Source organism: Primorskyibacter flagellatus (assembly GCF_014638275.1).
GTDB classification, from domain to species: Bacteria; Pseudomonadota; Alphaproteobacteria; order Rhodobacterales; family Rhodobacteraceae; genus Pseudooceanicola; species Pseudooceanicola flagellatus_A.
This window is the reverse complement of sequence record NZ_BMFJ01000001.1, coordinates 121,037-136,880: the sequence shown is the minus strand read 5'-3', so window position 1 is coordinate 136,880 and position 15,844 is coordinate 121,037. Positions and strand designations below refer to the sequence as shown.

Below are 15,844 nucleotides of genomic sequence, written 5' to 3'. Positions count from 1 at the left end.
ATGGTCGAAAATCAGCGCTGGCTCGACGTACTCGCCCACCTCACCCTGATCCTCGGCGTGGCGGTGGTGGCCCTGCCCGTCTACCTGGCCTTCGTCGCCTCGACCCACGATCCGTCGGCCTTCGTGTCCGGCCTGATTCCGCTGCTGCCGGGCGACGCCATGGGCGAAACCTACGCCGCAGTGCTGGAAGGCGGGGTCAAGTCCCAGATGTCGGTGCCGATCCTGCTGATGCTGAAGAACAGCCTGATCGTCGCGCTGCTGATCGCCTTCGGAAAGATCGTCATCTCGATCCTGTCGGCCTATGCCATCGTCTACTTCCGCTTCCCCTTCCGCCAGCTGGCGTTCTGGATGATCTTCATCACCCTCATGCTGCCGGTGGAGGTGCGGATCGTGCCGACCTTCAAGGTGGTCGCGGACCTTGGCCTGCTCAACAGCTATGCCGGGCTGTCGGTGCCTCTGATCGCTTCCGCCACCGCCACCTTCCTGTTCCGGCAGGTCTTTCTGACCATCCCGGACGAACTGATGGAGGCGGCCCGGATCGACGGCGCCGGGCCGTTCCGCTTCTTCCGCGACGTGCTGCTGCCATTGTCGCGCACCAATATCGCCGCGCTCTTCGTGATCCTCTTCATCTACGGCTGGAACCAGTACCTCTGGCCGATCCTGGTCACGACGGACGAAGGCTTCACCACCATTGTCGCGGGCATCAAGCGCATGGCCGATGTCGTCGACAGCGAACCTCTGTGGAATTACATCATGGCCACCGCCGTGCTGGCCATGATGCCGCCGGTGCTGGTCGTGATCGCCATGCAGCGGCTCTTCGTGAAGGGCCTTGTGGAGACGGAGAAATAGATGGCCGCGATCACCATCGAGAACCTGGGCAAGACCTATGCGGGCGGCGCAACCGCCGTCACCGGAATCGACCTCGACATCCGCGACGGGGAATTCGTCGTGCTCGTCGGTCCATCCGGCTGCGGCAAGTCCACGCTCCTGCGGATGATCGCCGGGCTGGAGGAGATCACCGAAGGCACGGTCCGCATCGGCGGCCGCGAGGTCAACCGGCTGGAACCGGCCGAACGTGACATTGCCATGGTCTTCCAGAACTACGCGCTCTACCCCCACATGACAGTGCGCCAGAACCTGTCCTACGGACTGAAGAACCGCCGTATGGCGCGGGCTGAGATCACCCGCCGCGTCGACGAGGCCGCCCGCATTCTCGAGATCGGCCAGTACCTCGACCGCAGGCCGCGCGCCCTTTCCGGCGGCCAGCGCCAGCGCGTCGCCATGGGGCGGGCCATCGTGCGCGAACCTGCGGCGTTCCTTTTCGACGAACCGCTCTCCAACCTCGACGCCAAGCTGCGGGTTACCATGCGCGGAGAGATCCGCGCGCTGCAGCGTCGGCTCGGCACGACCTCCGTCTACGTCACCCATGACCAGCTCGAGGCGATGACCATGGCCGACCGGCTCGTCGTGCTGCGCGGCGGGCGCATCGAACAGGTCGGCACGCCGCTCGACGTTTACCGCAATCCCGTCTCCACCTTCGTGGCGCAGTTCATCGGCTCGCCCTCCATGAACCTGTTGCCGGGCGTGATCGACGGCGGCACGCTGCGCCTTGGCGGCGCGCGCTTTGCCGGGACCGGAGCGGCCGGCCCGGTCACAGTCGGCATCCGGGCGGAAGACCTGACCATCGCCCGCCCCGACGCGGAGGGCGCGATGGCGGCCCAGCTTCTGACGGTCGAGGAGCTGGGGTCTCAGCGGCTTGGCTATTTCGACATCGCGGGCGAACGGGTGGTCGCCGCCTTCCCTGCCGGTCAGGTCCTGCGCACCGACATGGCCCTGACCGTTTCACCCGCACGCCTGCACCTGTTCGACACCTCCGGTTGCCGGATCGCCGCCTGACGAAACCGGCGGCGTGACCACGCCCTTCCCGGTTCAGATGTCCGCGTAGATCTCCAGCAGGTTGCCGTCGGGATCGCGGAAGAACAGCGTCCGGTGCCCCCAGGGCTGGTCCGTGACGGGTGCGGCAAGCGCGATGCCCTTCGCTTCAAGCTCTGCCGCACAGGCCGCGACCTGATCCGGAGTGACGCGGAAGGCCAGTTGGAGGGACAGCTGACCCTCGGGCGTGGGCCTGTCGTTCCACATCATCCCGCGCTCGGTCAGGGCGAGGATCTGCGACCCGACGGTGTACTCGACCCACTGCGGTCCAAGCTCGGCCCGGACCGGAAAACCCATCACGTCCTGGTAGAAGGCGCGCATCGCCACCATGTCGCGGGCGAAGATGATCGTGTAGTCGATGGCCCTGATGTTGCTGAGTGCATTCATTGCATTTTCTCCGCTTTCTGCATACAATTTTGAGGACGCGATCAGGCTGGCGGCGGCCATTCCGCCCAGTGTCAGGCTGTCGCGTCCGGTGAGTTTCGGCATGAGTGACCCCGTTGATCCTTGACGGTTCCTACCTGCCACAGCTGCGGAGCCGGACCAGATGAAGGATCATGCGGGTATCCAGACTACCCCCCTTGCCGCAGAGGACGCGCGGCGCGACGCGCTCGCCCAATTCCTTCGTGGCAGGCGAGAAAGCCTGCGCCCGCAGACCCCCGCTCCGCGCCGCCGCACGCAGGGACTGCGGCGCGAGGAGGTCGCGGCGGCCGCAGGCATCTCCGTCACCTGGTACACCTGGCTGGAACAGCGGCGCGATGTCAGCGTCTCGGACCAGACCCTGCGCGGCCTGACCCGCGCGCTCGACCTGAACGAGACGGAGGCGCATTACCTCGCCAGCCTCGCCCGCCCCTGCGCCGTCAGCGCGCCCGCCACGGGCGACATGCCCGACAGCCTGTTGCAACTGGTCGCCGGGCTGGCACCGCACCCGGCATATGCCATGGACCGGGTCTGCGACGTGGTCGCCTGCAACGCCCCGGCGACGAACCTGTTCGGCCTATTCAAACCGGGCGACCCGGTCCTGGGCAACGTCCTGGCCCGGCTGTTCCTCGACCCCGAATGGAAACGGCTCTTCGTCGACTGGCCCGCTATCGCCCGCAGCGCCGTCGCCCAGTTCCGCGCCGCCACCGCCCCCTTCGCGCGGGACGCCGATGTGACCGGCCTCGTCAGCCGGTTGCGCAAAGACGCCCCCGCCTTCAACACCGTCTGGCAGGCGTCGGAACTTGCGCCCCCGCCGGACTGGACCAAGGTCCTGCGGCGCGGCGACCGGAGCGAGACCTGGCGCTACACCGTCCTCCGCCCGGAAGGGGAGGCGCGGGCCTGGACCGTCACGCTCTACCTGCCCGTCAGCCCGCCAGCAGACGTGGCAGCGCCATGACCAGCGCCTCGCCCCATGTCACCAGCGCCAGTGCCGTCAGCGCGACGAGGATGAAGGGACGCAGCGCGCCCACGATCTCGCCGTAGCTTGCCCTGAACGTCACCATGGCGGTGAAGATGTTGATCCCGAAGGGCGGCGTGATCATCCCGATCGCGATGTTCAGCACGACGATGGCCCCGAAATGCACCGGGTCGACCCCGGCGGCCACCGCGGCCGGCAGCACGATCGGTGTCAGCACGATGATGGCCGAATTCGGGTCCAGCACCATGCCCGCCAGCAGGAAGGTCAGGTTTACGATCAGCAGAATCTCGAACCGCGATCGGTCGTTCAGCAGCCCCGCCACCTGCTGTGGCACCTGTTGCAGCGTCAGCAGATAGGACATCGCCGCCCCCGCCGCGAGAATGATGAGAAGGGCGGAAATCGTGCCCGCCGTTTCCTGTGTGAGGGTCCAGAGATCGCGAAGGCTCAGCGAACGGAAGATCAGCACCTCCACCAGGATCGCGTAAAGACACCCGCCCGCCGCCGCCTCGGTCGGGGTGAAGGTGCCGGTGTAGATGCCCCCGAAGATGATAAGCGGCAGGCCAAGCGCCAGCCCCGCCCCGCGCAATGCCCCGAGACGCGCGCGCCATGCCTGCCGGGGGGAGCCGGGAATACGATGCCTGCGGGCGTATCCCACGGCATAGACCGTCAGGCAGACCAGCAGCACCAGCCCCGCGCCAAGGCCGGCGAGGAACCCGCTTTCGACTGACGATGTCGCCTGAAGCGCATACAGGATCATCGCCACCGACGGCGGGATCAGCATCGCGAGCGTCGAGGCCGTGAGGATCAGCCCCATAGCGAACCCGCGTGAATATCCCTGGGCGAGCAGCACCGGGAAGACCAGCGGACCAAGCGACACGATGGCCGCCTGCCCCACCCCCGACAAAGCCCCGAACAGCGCGCAGGTGACGACGGTCGCCAGCGCCATGCCACCCCGGATGTGGCCGACGAAGCTTTCCACCAGCGCCAGCAGCCGCTTGCCGATCTCCCCGCGCGAGATGATGGCAGAGGCGTAGATGAACAGTGGCACGGCCAGCAGGGCGAACTTGTTGACCCCCTGCACCATCTGCTGCGCAAACACCATCGCGGGCACTGGCGGGCCATAGACCGCGTGGCTGAGATACGTGCCCCCGATCAGCGCAAGGAACACCGGGACGGTCAGCAGGAGGAGCAGCGCGGCGGTGGAGGCGAGGGCGAGAACGGGCATCAGCCGTCCCCCCAGATCGCGGCAGCCGCCGCATGCAGCCACGCCAGCGCGCAGAGCGCGAAGCCCGCGGGCAGCGGCGCGTAGAACCAGCCGGTCGGGATGAACAGCATCTGGTCGATCTGGCCCGAGGCGAAGCGGAACGCCGCGAATTCCCACCCGATCCGGGCCGAAACAGCGCAGAGCCCCGCCGCGACCAGGGCAACGGCGACGCGGAGGGCGCGGAACGCCGGGGCGGGCAACCTGTCACCGATCATGTCAACGGTGATGTGACCGCCACGCCGGGCCGGGATATAGGCCCCGACGAAGGTCAGCCAGAGCACCAGCAACCCCGCCAGTGTCGGCCCGCCCGAGAACAGCACCACGCCGAGGCTGCGCGCCGCGGCGTTGACCGTCAGCAGCACCGTGACCCCGATCAGGACCGCCCCGGCGAGCAGGGCGACAAGACGGTCGAGATGGCCCAGAAGCCGGCCCGTCGCAGCCGTGACCCGCCGCCCGGCCCCCGGTGTCACGGACAGCTGCGTCACTTGGCGATTTCTGCGTCGAAGGCGTCCAGAACCGTCTGCCCCGCCTCTCCGTTCTGCTTGACGTAATAGGCCTTGATCTCGGGCAGCAGGGCCGCCGCGATCTCGGCCCGCGCCGTATCGGGCACCTCGACCACCTCGGTTCCGCTGGCCTTGAACGCGGGGAGGGCGAGATTGGCGATGACCGCATCGGTCTTTTCCGCGGTCAGCCTGCCGCCCGCATCGACCGCCGCCTGCACATCGGCCTGGCATTCGGGCGAAAGCTGGCTCCAGAAGATCGAGGACACCGACACGATCTGGTCCAGCGTGCCGTGATAGGACAGCGTCACATAGTCCTGCACCTCGTGGAACTTCATGAAGAAGTTGGTGTCGATCGGGTTCTCCTGCGTGTCGATCGCCCCGTTGGCCAGCGCCGTGTAGGTCTCGGAAAACGGCATGTCGACGGCCTGCATGCCCAGGAGACGGTCCTGTTCCTTGATGATTTCCGACGGCATCACTCGTGCGGCGAGACCCTTGTAATCCGCCAGCGTCACAACCGGCTTGTTCGCGGTCCAGGTCTTGTAGCCCGTGTGCCACATCGCCAGCGACTTCACGCCCTTCTCCTCGGTCGTGTCCAGCAGGGTGCGCATCGCGGCACTGTCGTAAAAGGCCAGCAACGACTCCTTGTCCGTCGGGAAATAGAACGGGAAGTCGAGGATCCCGACCAGCGGCTGGAACCCGACCATGAAGGCGGCCGGCAGGATCGACATCTCGACCGATCCGATCTGCATCCCCTCGATCAGGTCCGTCGTCCCGCCAAGCTGCGAGGACGGGTACAGCTGCACGGCAATGTCGCAGTTCGCGCTGTCATGGATCATCTGGGCCATCAGTTCCGCCCCCTGCCCGCGCGGGGACTGGATCGGGGTCAGGAAGCCCGCCTTCATGATGATCTCTGCCTGGGCGAGAGACGGGATCAGGAGGGCGGTGGTCAGCAGCAGTTTTTTCATTTTTGAAGTTCCCTGTTGGTTGATTTTGGTCCGGCCGGTCCTCCTCCGACCCGGCCCTTTTGTGGTGGGTCAGAGCGGACAGACGTCCGCGTACCAGTCGAAAATCTCCTCTCCGGTCATGAAGGCCACGTCCTCGAAGGCGGCGATCCGGCGGATGAGGTCCCGGAAATAGCGGGCCCGGTGCGGGGCGCCCATGATGTAAGGATGCACGACGAGCGCCATGATCCGCGCCTGATCCTCCGCATCCTCGTAGATCTGCTGGAACTGGTCCCAGCCCCGCTGGAAATACTCACCCGCCTGATGGTGCTGGATCAGCATCATGGCGACGTCGTTGCATTCCTGGGTGTAGGGCACGTTGACGATCGGAGAGGTCCGGGTCTTCAGCCGCACCGGCTGATCGTCCAGAACCCAGTCGCAGACATATTCGTACCCCTCCTCGACAAGGATATCCGGGGTCTCCCACGTCTCGGTAAGACCGGGGCCAAGCCAGCCGCGCGGGCGTTTGCCGGTGAAATCCTGAATGGCCTTCGTGGTTGCGACGATATCGGCGCGCTCGTCCTCCACCTTCTGCATGTTCTTCTGGGTGAAGCCGTGACCCATGAACTCCCACCCCCGATCCAGTGCGGCCCGGGAGATCGGCGCATAGCTCTGCACGGCGGTGCCGTTGATCGCCAGGACCGCCTTCACGCCGATCTCATCGATCGATTTCAGCAGCCGCCAGAACCCGACCCGGTTGCCGTATTCGTGCCAGGCCCAGTTCGGGATGTCCGGCGACGGCGATCCGCCCGCCGGAGGGGTGAGAACCGTGCGCGGCATGGTCGCCCTCGGGTCCCACTCCTCGATGTTCACGATGATCCAGACACCCATGCGCTTGCCGTCCGGCAGCGACAGCTTCGGCCGGTCCGGGATCGCGGAATAGGAGATACGTTCAGTCGGCAGCATGGGCTTTCTCCTTGGCAGTCAGGGCTGGCGTGACGGTCAGCGTCAGGCCGGGCAATCCGGCACAGCTTGCGTCCAGCACGTCTCCGGGCACAACCGGACCGACCCCGGCGGGGGTGCCGGTCAGGATCACGTCTCCGGGCATGAGCCGATACTGGGCGGAAAGGTGGGCAATCGTATCGGCCACCCCCCAGATCATGAGAGAGATGTCGCTGTCCTGCTTCACCTCGCCGTTGACGGAGATGCGGATTGTCCCCTCCGTCAGGTCGCCGGCCTCGGCACGCGGCAGCACTGCACCGATCGGGGCCGAGTGGTCGAAGCTCTTGCCCATCTCCCACGGCCGGCGCATGTCCCGTGCCAGGAACTGGAGATCGCGGCGGGTCATGTCCAGCGCTACGGCATAGCCGAACACATGGTCGAACGCCGCGCCCGGAGAGATGTCCGCGCCTTCGGTCCCGATGATGACGGCAAGCTCCACCTCGAACTGCAGGTCGGCCGTGGCGGCGGGATAGGGCATCTCACCGCCCGTGACGATGGAATCGGTCGGCTTCTGGAAGAAGAACGGCGGATCCTTTTCGTCGCCCTCGGCCATTTCCCGGATATGCGCCACATAGTTGCGCCCGACGCAGTAGATGCGGCGCACGGCGACGGTTTCATCGCTGCCGTGGATCGGGATGGTCACCGGTCCGGTCTGGAAATGGGTCTTTGTCATGTGCTCTCCGGGTCTTCTGAAGGGTCGTCAGGTCAAGGCGGTGGCCAGCATCCGCAGGGCGGTGATGGCAAGGAACAGGGCGAAGGCGCGCTTCAGCGCCGACTGGTCGATGGCGTGCGCCAGCCGCGCGCCAAGCGGCGCGAAGGCCCAGGTCGTCGGTATGATGGCGGCGGCTGCGGGCAGGCTGACATAGCCAAGCGACCCCGGCGGCAGGTCCGCCCGGCCCCATCCCGCCCAGACGAAGCCGAGCGTGCCGGGGATGGCGATCAGCAGCCCGAAAGCGGCGGCGGTTCCGACCGCGCGATGCACCGGCACCGAAAAGGCGGACTGAACCGGAACCGCCAGCGTGCCGCCGCCGATCCCCATGAGAGCGGAGAACAGCCCGATCACCAGCGGCACCGGCTGACCCGCCGCTCCCCCCGGCAGGGAGGTCCCGACCACCAATGTCCGCGGTATGGCCATGTTGACCGCGACGATCAGCGCCACCGCCCCGAAGATCAGCCGCAGCACGTCGCCGCTGACATAGCGCGCCGCAAGCCCTCCGATCAGGGCTCCGGCCACCATGGCAGGGCCCCATCTTCGCACAAGCGCATCGTCCACCGCCCCCCGCGCCCTATGCGCGCGGGTGGAAGAGATCGCCGTCGGGATGATCGTGGCCAGCGAGGTCGCCACCGCCATGTGCTGCGAAATGTCGGGCGGGAACGCGATCAGCGCCAGAACCCAGGACAGGACCGGCACGATGACGATGCCCCCGCCGACGCCAAGCAACCCGGCCAGCGTGCCGGCCACGGCCCCGGTCACCAGCAGGCCGGACGCCAGGCCAAGAAGGGTGAGCGCGCTCAGCTCCATCCCGTCACCACGCCATCCCGCCGCCGTCCGCGCGCGGGTCATGCGCCGCCTCGACCGTGCCGTCCGGATGCAGGACCACCGCACCCGCATGTCCGGTGAGATCGGAGTAATCGGCAATCGCCTCCGTCTCGTGGCCAAGCGCGGCAAGGTCGTCGATCACCCCGCCGAACCGCGCCTCGAGCTTGAGCGTTGTGCTGTCCTCTCCCCATGTCCGGCCAAGCAGCCAGCGCGGGGCGTCAATCGCCTGCCCGAGCGGTTGCCCCAGCATGACGTGACGCGCGAAGATCGCCGCCTGCGTCTGCGGCTGCCCCTCCCCGCCCATGGTGCCGTAGGCGATCCGGCGCCCGTCGGACAGCCGTGCCATCGCCGGGTTCAGCGTGTGGAAGGGCCGCGCGCCGGGCCGCAGCACGTTGGGTCCCTCTGCCAGGGAAAACGCGGCGCCGCGGTTCTGGAACAGCACACCGGTGGCCGGGCAGACGATCCCCGACCCGAACTCCCAGAACACAGACTGGATGTAACTGACCATCGTGCCGTCTCGGTCGCTGGCCCCCATCCAGATTGTGCCCCCGTCGCGCGGCGGATCCGGCCAGGGCGCGGCGCGGGTCAGGTCGATCCCTCCGGCCATCGCCGCAAGCGCGGCGTCGGTCAGCCAATCCCCGGGACGCACCGTCATGTGGTCGGGGTCGCCGATAAGATCGTTGCGCAGGCGAAAGGCGGGTTTCGTCGCCTCGACCACCCGATGCACCAGGTCCGTACCATCGCTGACCACACCGCCGAGGCGGTCCAGCACCCCGAGGATCATCAGCGACGCCGCCCCCTGCGTCGGCGGCGGCATGTTCCACAGCGTCCCCGAACGGATCTGCGCAGACAGTGGCATGACCACCTCGGCCCGGGCGGCGGCGAGGTCACCGGCACGGAGCGGAGAGCCCACCTCTGCCAGCCATGCCCCGTGCTGCGCCGCCGTCTCCCCGTCGTAGAAATCGCGCAGCCCAAGACGCGCCATCCGGTCCAGCGTCTGCGCCAGCGCCGGGTTGGCCAGGATCACTCCCGCCTCCGGGGCGGTGCCCGAGGGCGCGAAGATCTCCGCGAACCCCGGCTGCCCGATCAGATCCGGCAACTTGGCCGAGGTATGCCGCGACTGGCTCTCCGTGACAGGGCTGCCCTCTCCGGCCCAGGTGATCGCGTCACGCAGCAAGCGGGACAACGGCATCCGGGTCGGCATGAGGTCCAGCGCGGCCTGCCAGCCGGCAATGGCCGTCGGCACGGTCAGCGCCGCCTGCGGTCCGCGCGCCGGGATGCCCTCTGCATAGCGCGCGGCGGTGGCCAGCGCGGCCGCACGGCCGGCCGCCGAGATACCCGTGACCGTCCCGTCCGCGCGCGACACCAGCCAGAACCCGTCGCCGCCGATGCCGTTCATATGCGGATAGGTGACGGCGATGGTCGCGGCGGCAGCCACCATCGCCTCGATAGCCGACCCGCCGTCCTGAAGCACGGAAAGCCCGGTGCGCGCCGCCGCGGCATGTGGGGCGGCAATGGCGCCGCTGCGTCCCGTTGCTGAATACATATCCGCCGTCCTCACGACCTTGGTGCGCACTCTTTTCCGGATGCACGCTCGTAAAGAGCAAAAGTCTCATCGGAATCAGAATTGCATACAATTATGCCCAAAACAACAATCAGTGTATTCGTTCGCTCCCGATGACAGGGGGAACGCCCAGACTTCAGGCATCGCAACCATGCCCGATCGGGATACACCGCGGACAACCAGCCGTCGGGTCGCTGCGAACCCCGACGACGCGTACCCTTGCCCGGTCACCCGACGCGGTGAAAATCGGTGAGTTGCCCTACCCGCGGGCGCGCGCGAAATCCCGCGCCACTGCACGCCGGACGTCCAGCACATGCGCCCGCATCAGATCCTCTGCCTCGCGCGGTTTGCGGGACAGGATGGCGGCATAGATCTCGTGATGTTGGTGCGCGCGCGACCGCACGGAGTCGAGCGAGAAACTCATTACGTTCTGGGTCAGCGTCTGCGGAATGTTGTTGCACAGCCCGATCACGTCGGCCACGAGACGGGACCGCGCGGCCCGGTGGATCGTCAGGTGGAACCGGTCGTTGGATTGCGAATAGCCGCGCCGCGCCTCTGTCACGTCCTCAAGCAGCAGCGCCGCGTCCCCCTGCGCCAGGGACGACTCGATCTCGATCTCGTCCTCGGGCGTCAGCCCGCGCTCGGCCGCCAGCCGTGCCGCCAGACCTTCGGCCAGCGCACGCATCTCGAAGGCGTCGATAATGTCGGCCACGTCGAACTGGCGGACAAAGAAGCCCCGGTTGTCCTTGTATTCGACCAGCCCCTCACCGGCGAGCTGCTGCAGCGCCGTGCGCACCGGCGTGCGCGACACGCCAAGCTGCCCGGCAAGCTGCACCTCGTTCAGCCGCGCACCCGGCTCCCACACCCCGTCAAGAAGCGATGTCCTGAGGCTGCGCGCAACGCCCGCACCCCGCTTTTCGCCGCCGTTCGAGGATGTCATGCCCGACTCCGATTGCCTCTGGTCCAAGGATATTGGCGCCGCCGGAGAAAGACAAGATTGCATCCACTTCGTCACAACGGTGGCATAAATGTATCCCAACCAGAGCAATACGCACCAGCCGCCCACCCATTGCGCGCAGACACGCGGCCGACGCCATGCGCCCTGCACATTCGCGGCAATCAGAAGATGTCCGACCGTTCGTACTGCACCGGCCAGGGCGCGCGGGTGGCGCGCAGCACCTTCGCCGCCTTCAGTGGCCAGGCCGGATCGGCCAGCAGCGTCCGCCCGAGGATCACCAGATCGGCCTGCCCGTTCGCCAGGATCGATTCCGCGAAGTCGGGCGCGTGGATCAGCCCGACCGCACCGGTGGCCATCCCGGTTTCCGCGCGCACCTGTGCTGAGAATGGCACCTGATAACCGGGATGGATCGGGATCTGCTGACGCGGGTCGTTCCCGCCCGAAGAACAGTCGATCAGGTCCACCAGACCGCCCGCCTTCAGCCGGTGCGCCAGCGCGATGCTGTCGGAAAGGCTCCACCCGCCCTCGACCCAGTCGGTTGCGGAAATCCGCAGAAACAGCGGCAGGTCCGAGGGCCACTCGCTGCGCACCGCATCGAGGCACTCCAGCAGGAACCGGATCCGCCCGTCGAAATCGCCGCCATACTTGTCCTCCCGCAGGTTGCTGAGCGGCGAGAGAAATTCGTGCACCAGATATCCGTGGGCCGCATGAAGCTCCAGTGCCTGAAACTCCGCCTCCCGCGCGCGGCGGGTCGCGGCGGCCAGCGCGTCGATCTGGCGGGCGATGCCGTCCGTGTCCAGTGCCTGCGGAACCGGCCAGCCCTCCGCGTAGGCACGGGCTGACGGCGCGACGGTCTGCCATCCGCCCTGCCCGGCCAGGATCGGCGCGGTGCCGTCCCAGGGCCGCCCAACGGAGGCCTTGCGCCCCGCATGTCCCAGCTGGATCCCTGGCACCGCGCCCTGATCACCGACAAATCCCGCGATCCGCGCCAGCGCGTCCCGCTGCGCGTCGGACCACAGGCCAAGGCAGTGCGGCGTGATCCGTCCCTCCGGTGCCACATGCACCGCCTCGGTGAAGACCCATCCGGTCCCGCCGGTCGCCCGCGCGGCCAGATGCGCGAAATGCCAGTCGTTCGGCAGGCCGTCGGTCGCGGAATACTGGCACATCGGCGACAGCATGATCCTGTTCCGCCCGGTGACGGACCGGAAGGTGACGGGCCGGAACAGCATCGGTTCGGGATCGCGTTTCAGCACGCGCCGACCGGATTCGGCGTTCAGACGGGAATCGGCGGTCGCTTTGGTGGTCTCTGTCATGAGAACTCCGGATCAGGCGGGGTGAGGGGCAACGTGGCCGGGGCACAGGCTCCGGCCCCGGCAGTCTTGCGCAGCCGCGCGGAAGAGTCCCGGCCGAAATCCCGCACCGCATCGGCGGAGGGCGGGTCTCGGGCCGGGACCCGGAGGGTCAGCCGTCGAACCGGATGAACGGGTTCGTTCCCATCAAGTCGCCCTGCGGCACCGGCGCTTCGTATCGCATCTGCCACGTCTCGGGTCCCGTGATGTAGGCGACGCAGATCCCCGTCTCGGCGTAGAAATCCGCGCCGTGCGGGACCAGCCCCGGATAGCTGATCCGCCAGGCCTGTTCGCCCGGCAGGACCGTGCCCATGCGCAGTTCGACCGCGACGCCCTCCTCAAGCTGGAAGTACCAGACCCAGGGGCCGCCCGCGGTCAGGGTCATGACCTCGTCCACGCCTGTCATGTCATCGGTTGCGTTCACGTGCAGGCGGCCGAACTTGTTCTTCGCGGCAAGATGATCCGCCGGCCCCATGGAGGCAAGGTCGTAGACCTTGGGATAGGGCGGCACGCCGGTTTCAGCGGTCGACAGCGCGCCGCCGCCGTCGATGACCGGCACCCGCCCCGCCCCGGTCGCGGCGGCAAGCACCGTCTCTCGGTCGAGCGTGAAAAGCCGCAGCAACTCTGCCGACTGCTCCGCGCTCAGCGGGCCCGCCATCGCGGCCTTCGTCAGGTCCAGCGCGCCGGCGGGCGGCTCGATCCGGGTCAGCCTGACGCCGATCCGGGACAGCACGGCATTGATGTCCTCAAGCCCCGAAACCGGGGCGCGGTTGTCCGAAAAGGCGAGCGTGGCAAGGCCGGGTGCGGGTTCGGCGATCGTTTCGGCTACGGCCAGCGCGGGGACCGCAAGGGCGAGGAGCGGCAGGAGCGCGTGGGTAAGGATGGTCTTCATCGTCGGGTTCCCTGTTCTGAAACATCTGAAATCGCGGTGACACGCCTGCCGCAGGGCCCGGCAAGACCCCGAAACGGACGTATCCGGCGACTGTTCCCGCGATGGACGCCACCCGCTAGCCGTCACCCGGTGACAGGTGTTTTCACTCTGGGTTGGAGATACTGCCGAGCGCACCGGTCCCGGCCAGCGCGCCGGCCAGGTAGTCGATGAACAGCCGCGTCTTGGGCGGCAGGTGTCGGGCGGCGGGATAGATCGCCGACAGGGACTGCGGCCTCAGCCGGTAATCGGGCAGCACCCGGACCAGCGCACCGGAATGCAGCGGTTCGTGGACATAGGGGACCGGCAGCGCCGCGATACCCAGCCCGTCCAGAACCGCCCGGCGGATGGCGAGCGAATTGTTCATCTCGACTGCCGGCTCGAACGCGATCGGCACGGCCCCGTCCGGCCCCTCGGCCAGCCATGCGTCGGTCTCCTCACCCATGGCATAGGCGATGCAGTCGTGTTCCCGGATCTCTCCGGCCGACCGCGGTGCGCCCCGCGCCGCAAGGTAGCCCGGCGCGGCGCAGAGGACCCGGTCGAATTCCAGCAGGCGGCGCGCCCTGAGCGTGCTGTCGGGCAGATGGCCTGCCCCCCGGATCGCCACGTCGAAACGCCCGCCGATGATATCCGCCTTCGCGTCGTCAAATGTCAGCTTCAGCCTCAGGTCCGGATGCGCGGCCCGGAACGGGCCGAGCAAAGGGACAATCGCCTCGATCCCGAAGGACATCGGCAGCGCCACGCGCAGCACGCCCGAAACATGGTCGGACCGGCCCGTGGCAATGGATTTCGCCTGCTCCAGACCATCCAGAACATGCCCGACCCGCGCGTGGAACTCTGCCCCCGCATCCGTCAGCTGCAGGCTGCGCGTGGTGCGGATGATGAGCTGCGTGCCAAGCGCGGCCTCAAGCTCAGCAATGTTCTTGCTGACAGAGGCATTGGACACCCGCAAAGCACGGGCCGCCGCGGAAAAGCTGCCCTCCTCCACGACCCGGCAGAAAATCCTGAGGGCGGTCATCTCGTCCAAGGTCCGTTCCCGTGCGGCGCCTGCGGGACCGGTCGCGCCGAACCCCGCGCCACAGTGCCGGGAAGCGACGGCGGCGGCAACACCGCTCCGCGCCGCCCCGTCGAGCGGGACGTTGGATCAGTCCTTCACCGCCGGCGGGCGGGCGTCATGTTCGTCGGCCAGCACCCGGTCGCGCTGAAGCTCCAGCCACATCGCGTTCATGACCGCGAAGATCGCGGCGAGGGGAAGGCCGAGCAGCCAGGCAAAGTACCACATGTCAACGCGCTCCTGTCAGTAGAGAGAGTGGGATTTTTCGGCGACCTCGTCCTCGGTCACCTTGCCCCAGAGCACCCGGTAGACCCAGGCCGTGTAGGCCAGGATCAGCGGCATGAAGATCACCGTCGCCACCAGCATGGTGAACAGCGTCCGGTGAGAGGAGGACGCATCCCAAACCGTCAGCGACGACCGCGGGTCCAGCGAAGACGGCAGGATGAACGGGAACATCGTCAGTCCGACCGAGGAAATCGCGCCGAAGATCCCCAGCTTGGACCACAGCAGCGTCGTCACCTCCCGCCCCCCGCGCAGCCCGCGCACCGCCATCGTCATGCCCGCCAGCCCGAGCAGCGGTGCAACCGCGATCCAGGGGCGCTCCGCATAGACTGTGAGCCAGGTCGCCGTGCGTGCCACCTCGGAATAGAGCGGGTTGGACGGCCCGTTGGCCACCTTTTCCGCCACAAGCCCGTAGCCTTCGATCCCGTAGGCGAGCCACAGCCCGGCTCCGAGATAGCCCGCGATGGTCACGAGCCCCGTCACCGTGCCGATCCGTTGCGCCCGCGTCTGCACCCAGCCCCCGGTCTTCAGCGAAAGCCATGCGGCACCATGGGTGACCAGCATGGAAAGCGACACCAGGCCGGTCAGCAGGGCGAAGGGGTTCAGCAGCCCGAGGAACTTCGCGTGAAAGCTGCCCTCGTAGCGGGAAAACAGGTCCGGCGTCAGTTCGAACGGCACACCCTGAAGGACGTTGCCGACCGCGACCCCGAAAATCAGCGCGGGAACGGCCCCGCCCGCGAACAGCGCCCAGTCCCAGACCGACCGCCAGGTCGCCGACTCCCGTTTGGAGCGGTACTTGAACGCGACCGGACGCAGGATCAGCGCCGCAAGGATCGCAAACATCGCGAGGTAGAAGCCCGAGAAGCTGACCGCGTAAAGCGGCGGCCAGGCGGCAAAGATCGCGCCGCCGCCAAGGATGAACCAGACCTGGTTGCCCTCCCAGACCGGCCCGACGGTATTGATGACCACGCGCCGTTCGACATCCGTGCGTCCGACGAAGGGCAGCAGCGCGCCGACCCCCATGTCGAAGCCGTCGGTCATCGCGAAGCCGATCAGCAGCACGCCAAGCAGCAGCCACCAGATCACCCGCAGCACATCGTATTCGACCAGTTCGAACAGGATCATCTC

17 protein-coding genes are annotated in these 15,844 nt (G+C 67.5%); 3 read left to right on the top strand and 14 right to left on the bottom strand.

Annotation, left to right across the window (positions count from 1 at the left end):
- Both ugpE and IEV87_RS00630 read left to right on the top strand, forming a co-directional pair.
- Positions 1-849: a sn-glycerol-3-phosphate ABC transporter permease UgpE gene (gene ugpE, locus IEV87_RS00635; protein WP_188475708.1), complete on the top strand. Its 849-nt coding sequence runs from the start codon at positions 1-3 to the stop codon at positions 847-849.
- Positions 850-1,896, top strand: coding sequence for an ABC transporter ATP-binding protein (locus IEV87_RS00630; RefSeq protein WP_188475707.1), 1,047 nt, complete (start codon positions 850-852; stop codon positions 1,894-1,896).
- A gap of 33 nt (positions 1,897-1,929) precedes the next feature.
- Here the strand turns inward: IEV87_RS00630 and IEV87_RS00625 are convergent, their stop codons facing one another.
- Complete coding sequence (locus tag IEV87_RS00625) at positions 1,930-2,319, bottom strand: VOC family protein (RefSeq protein WP_188475706.1); 390 nt, start codon at positions 2,317-2,319, stop codon at positions 1,930-1,932.
- A 160-nt stretch (positions 2,320-2,479) separates the two neighbouring features.
- Between IEV87_RS00625 and IEV87_RS00620 the strand changes: the two genes are divergently transcribed.
- The gene (locus tag IEV87_RS00620) at positions 2,480-3,310 is read left to right on the top strand and encodes a helix-turn-helix transcriptional regulator (RefSeq protein WP_188475705.1); all 831 of its coding nucleotides are present in this window, start codon (positions 2,480-2,482) and stop codon (positions 3,308-3,310) included.
- On the opposite strand, the gene IEV87_RS00615 is transcribed toward IEV87_RS00620, so the two are convergent.
- The 13 genes from IEV87_RS00615 to cydB all read right to left on the bottom strand — a co-directional run bounded on the left by IEV87_RS00615 (position 3,279) and on the right by cydB (position 15,841).
- Positions 3,279-4,556, bottom strand: a complete 1,278-nt coding sequence (locus tag IEV87_RS00615) for a TRAP transporter large permease (RefSeq protein WP_188475704.1) — start codon at positions 4,554-4,556, stop codon at positions 3,279-3,281. The two genes, IEV87_RS00620 and IEV87_RS00615, sit on opposite strands and share 32 nt — an antisense overlap.
- On the bottom strand, positions 4,556-5,080 hold the full coding sequence (locus IEV87_RS00610; protein ID WP_188475703.1) for a TRAP transporter small permease: 525 nt from the start codon (positions 5,078-5,080) through the stop codon (positions 4,556-4,558). The genes IEV87_RS00615 and IEV87_RS00610 overlap by 1 nt, the downstream gene beginning before the upstream one ends.
- Positions 5,077-6,063: a TRAP transporter substrate-binding protein gene (locus tag IEV87_RS00605; RefSeq protein WP_188475702.1), complete on the bottom strand. Its 987-nt coding sequence runs from the start codon at positions 6,061-6,063 to the stop codon at positions 5,077-5,079. The genes IEV87_RS00610 and IEV87_RS00605 overlap by 4 nt, the downstream gene beginning before the upstream one ends.
- A 69-nt stretch (positions 6,064-6,132) precedes the next feature.
- Positions 6,133-7,005 (bottom strand): polysaccharide deacetylase family protein, encoded by an 873-nt coding sequence (locus IEV87_RS00600; protein ID WP_188475701.1) that lies wholly within the window; start codon positions 7,003-7,005, stop codon positions 6,133-6,135.
- Positions 6,992-7,714 carry a fumarylacetoacetate hydrolase family protein gene (locus tag IEV87_RS00595; RefSeq protein WP_188475700.1) on the bottom strand — a complete coding sequence of 241 codons (723 nt, stop codon included), beginning with the start codon at positions 7,712-7,714 and terminating at the stop codon, positions 6,992-6,994. Before IEV87_RS00595 ends, IEV87_RS00600 begins: the two co-directional genes overlap by 14 nt.
- 27 nt (positions 7,715-7,741) lie before the next feature.
- Positions 7,742-8,605 (bottom strand): sulfite exporter TauE/SafE family protein, encoded by an 864-nt coding sequence (locus IEV87_RS00590; protein ID WP_229737392.1) that lies wholly within the window; start codon positions 8,603-8,605, stop codon positions 7,742-7,744.
- Positions 8,568-10,127 (bottom strand): gamma-glutamyltransferase family protein, encoded by a 1,560-nt coding sequence (locus IEV87_RS00585; protein WP_188475699.1) that lies wholly within the window; start codon positions 10,125-10,127, stop codon positions 8,568-8,570. Before IEV87_RS00585 ends, IEV87_RS00590 begins: the two co-directional genes overlap by 38 nt.
- 277 nt (positions 10,128-10,404) lie before the next feature.
- The gene (locus IEV87_RS00580) at positions 10,405-11,085 is read right to left on the bottom strand and encodes a GntR family transcriptional regulator (RefSeq protein WP_188475698.1); all 681 of its coding nucleotides are present in this window, start codon (positions 11,083-11,085) and stop codon (positions 10,405-10,407) included.
- 179 nt (positions 11,086-11,264) lie between these two features.
- Positions 11,265-12,416 carry an NADH:flavin oxidoreductase/NADH oxidase gene (locus tag IEV87_RS00575; protein ID WP_188475697.1) on the bottom strand — a complete coding sequence of 384 codons (1,152 nt, stop codon included), beginning with the start codon at positions 12,414-12,416 and terminating at the stop codon, positions 11,265-11,267.
- 148 nt (positions 12,417-12,564) lie between these two features.
- Positions 12,565-13,344 carry a hypothetical protein gene (locus IEV87_RS00570; protein ID WP_188475696.1) on the bottom strand — a complete coding sequence of 260 codons (780 nt, stop codon included), beginning with the start codon at positions 13,342-13,344 and terminating at the stop codon, positions 12,565-12,567.
- 142 nt (positions 13,345-13,486) lie between these two features.
- Entirely contained in the window at positions 13,487-14,398 is a 912-nt protein-coding gene (locus IEV87_RS00565) for a LysR family transcriptional regulator (protein WP_229737593.1), read from the bottom strand.
- Between the two features lie 126 nt (positions 14,399-14,524).
- Entirely contained in the window at positions 14,525-14,662 is a 138-nt protein-coding gene (gene cydX / locus IEV87_RS00560) for a cytochrome bd-I oxidase subunit CydX (protein ID WP_188475694.1), read from the bottom strand.
- Positions 14,663-14,677: 15 nt separating this feature from the next.
- Complete coding sequence (gene cydB / locus IEV87_RS00555) at positions 14,678-15,841, bottom strand: cytochrome d ubiquinol oxidase subunit II (protein WP_188475693.1); 1,164 nt, start codon at positions 15,839-15,841, stop codon at positions 14,678-14,680.
- Between the last annotated feature and the right edge of the window lie 3 nt (positions 15,842-15,844).

Coding starts and splice junctions, on each gene's coding strand:
- IEV87_RS00620 (WP_188475705.1), top strand. CDS start 2,480: ATGAAGGATCATGCGGGTATCCAGACTACCCCCCTTGCCGCAGAGGAC.
- IEV87_RS00615 (WP_188475704.1), bottom strand. CDS start 4,556: ATGCCCGTTCTCGCCCTCGCCTCCACCGCCGCGCTGCTCCTCCTGCTG.
- cydB (WP_188475693.1), bottom strand. CDS start 15,841: ATGATCCTGTTCGAACTGGTCGAATACGATGTGCTGCGGGTGATCTGG.
- IEV87_RS00575 (WP_188475697.1), bottom strand. CDS start 12,416: ATGACAGAGACCACCAAAGCGACCGCCGATTCCCGTCTGAACGCCGAA.
- IEV87_RS00605 (WP_188475702.1), bottom strand. CDS start 6,063: ATGAAAAAACTGCTGCTGACCACCGCCCTCCTGATCCCGTCTCTCGCC.
- IEV87_RS00580 (WP_188475698.1), bottom strand. CDS start 11,085: ATGACATCCTCGAACGGCGGCGAAAAGCGGGGTGCGGGCGTTGCGCGC.
- IEV87_RS00600 (WP_188475701.1), bottom strand. CDS start 7,005: ATGCTGCCGACTGAACGTATCTCCTATTCCGCGATCCCGGACCGGCCG.
- IEV87_RS00625 (WP_188475706.1), bottom strand. CDS start 2,319: ATGAATGCACTCAGCAACATCAGGGCCATCGACTACACGATCATCTTC.
- IEV87_RS00595 (WP_188475700.1), bottom strand. CDS start 7,714: ATGACAAAGACCCATTTCCAGACCGGACCGGTGACCATCCCGATCCAC.
- IEV87_RS00585 (WP_188475699.1), bottom strand. CDS start 10,127: ATGTATTCAGCAACGGGACGCAGCGGCGCCATTGCCGCCCCACATGCC.
- cydX (WP_188475694.1), bottom strand. CDS start 14,662: ATGTGGTACTTTGCCTGGCTGCTCGGCCTTCCCCTCGCCGCGATCTTC.
- IEV87_RS00570 (WP_188475696.1), bottom strand. CDS start 13,344: ATGAAGACCATCCTTACCCACGCGCTCCTGCCGCTCCTCGCCCTTGCG.
- IEV87_RS00590 (WP_229737392.1), bottom strand. CDS start 8,605: ATGACCCGCGCGCGGACGGCGGCGGGATGGCGTGGTGACGGGATGGAG.
- ugpE (WP_188475708.1), top strand. CDS start 1: ATGGTCGAAAATCAGCGCTGGCTCGACGTACTCGCCCACCTCACCCTG.
- IEV87_RS00565 (WP_229737593.1), bottom strand. CDS start 14,398: ATGACCGCCCTCAGGATTTTCTGCCGGGTCGTGGAGGAGGGCAGCTTT.
- IEV87_RS00630 (WP_188475707.1), top strand. CDS start 850: ATGGCCGCGATCACCATCGAGAACCTGGGCAAGACCTATGCGGGCGGC.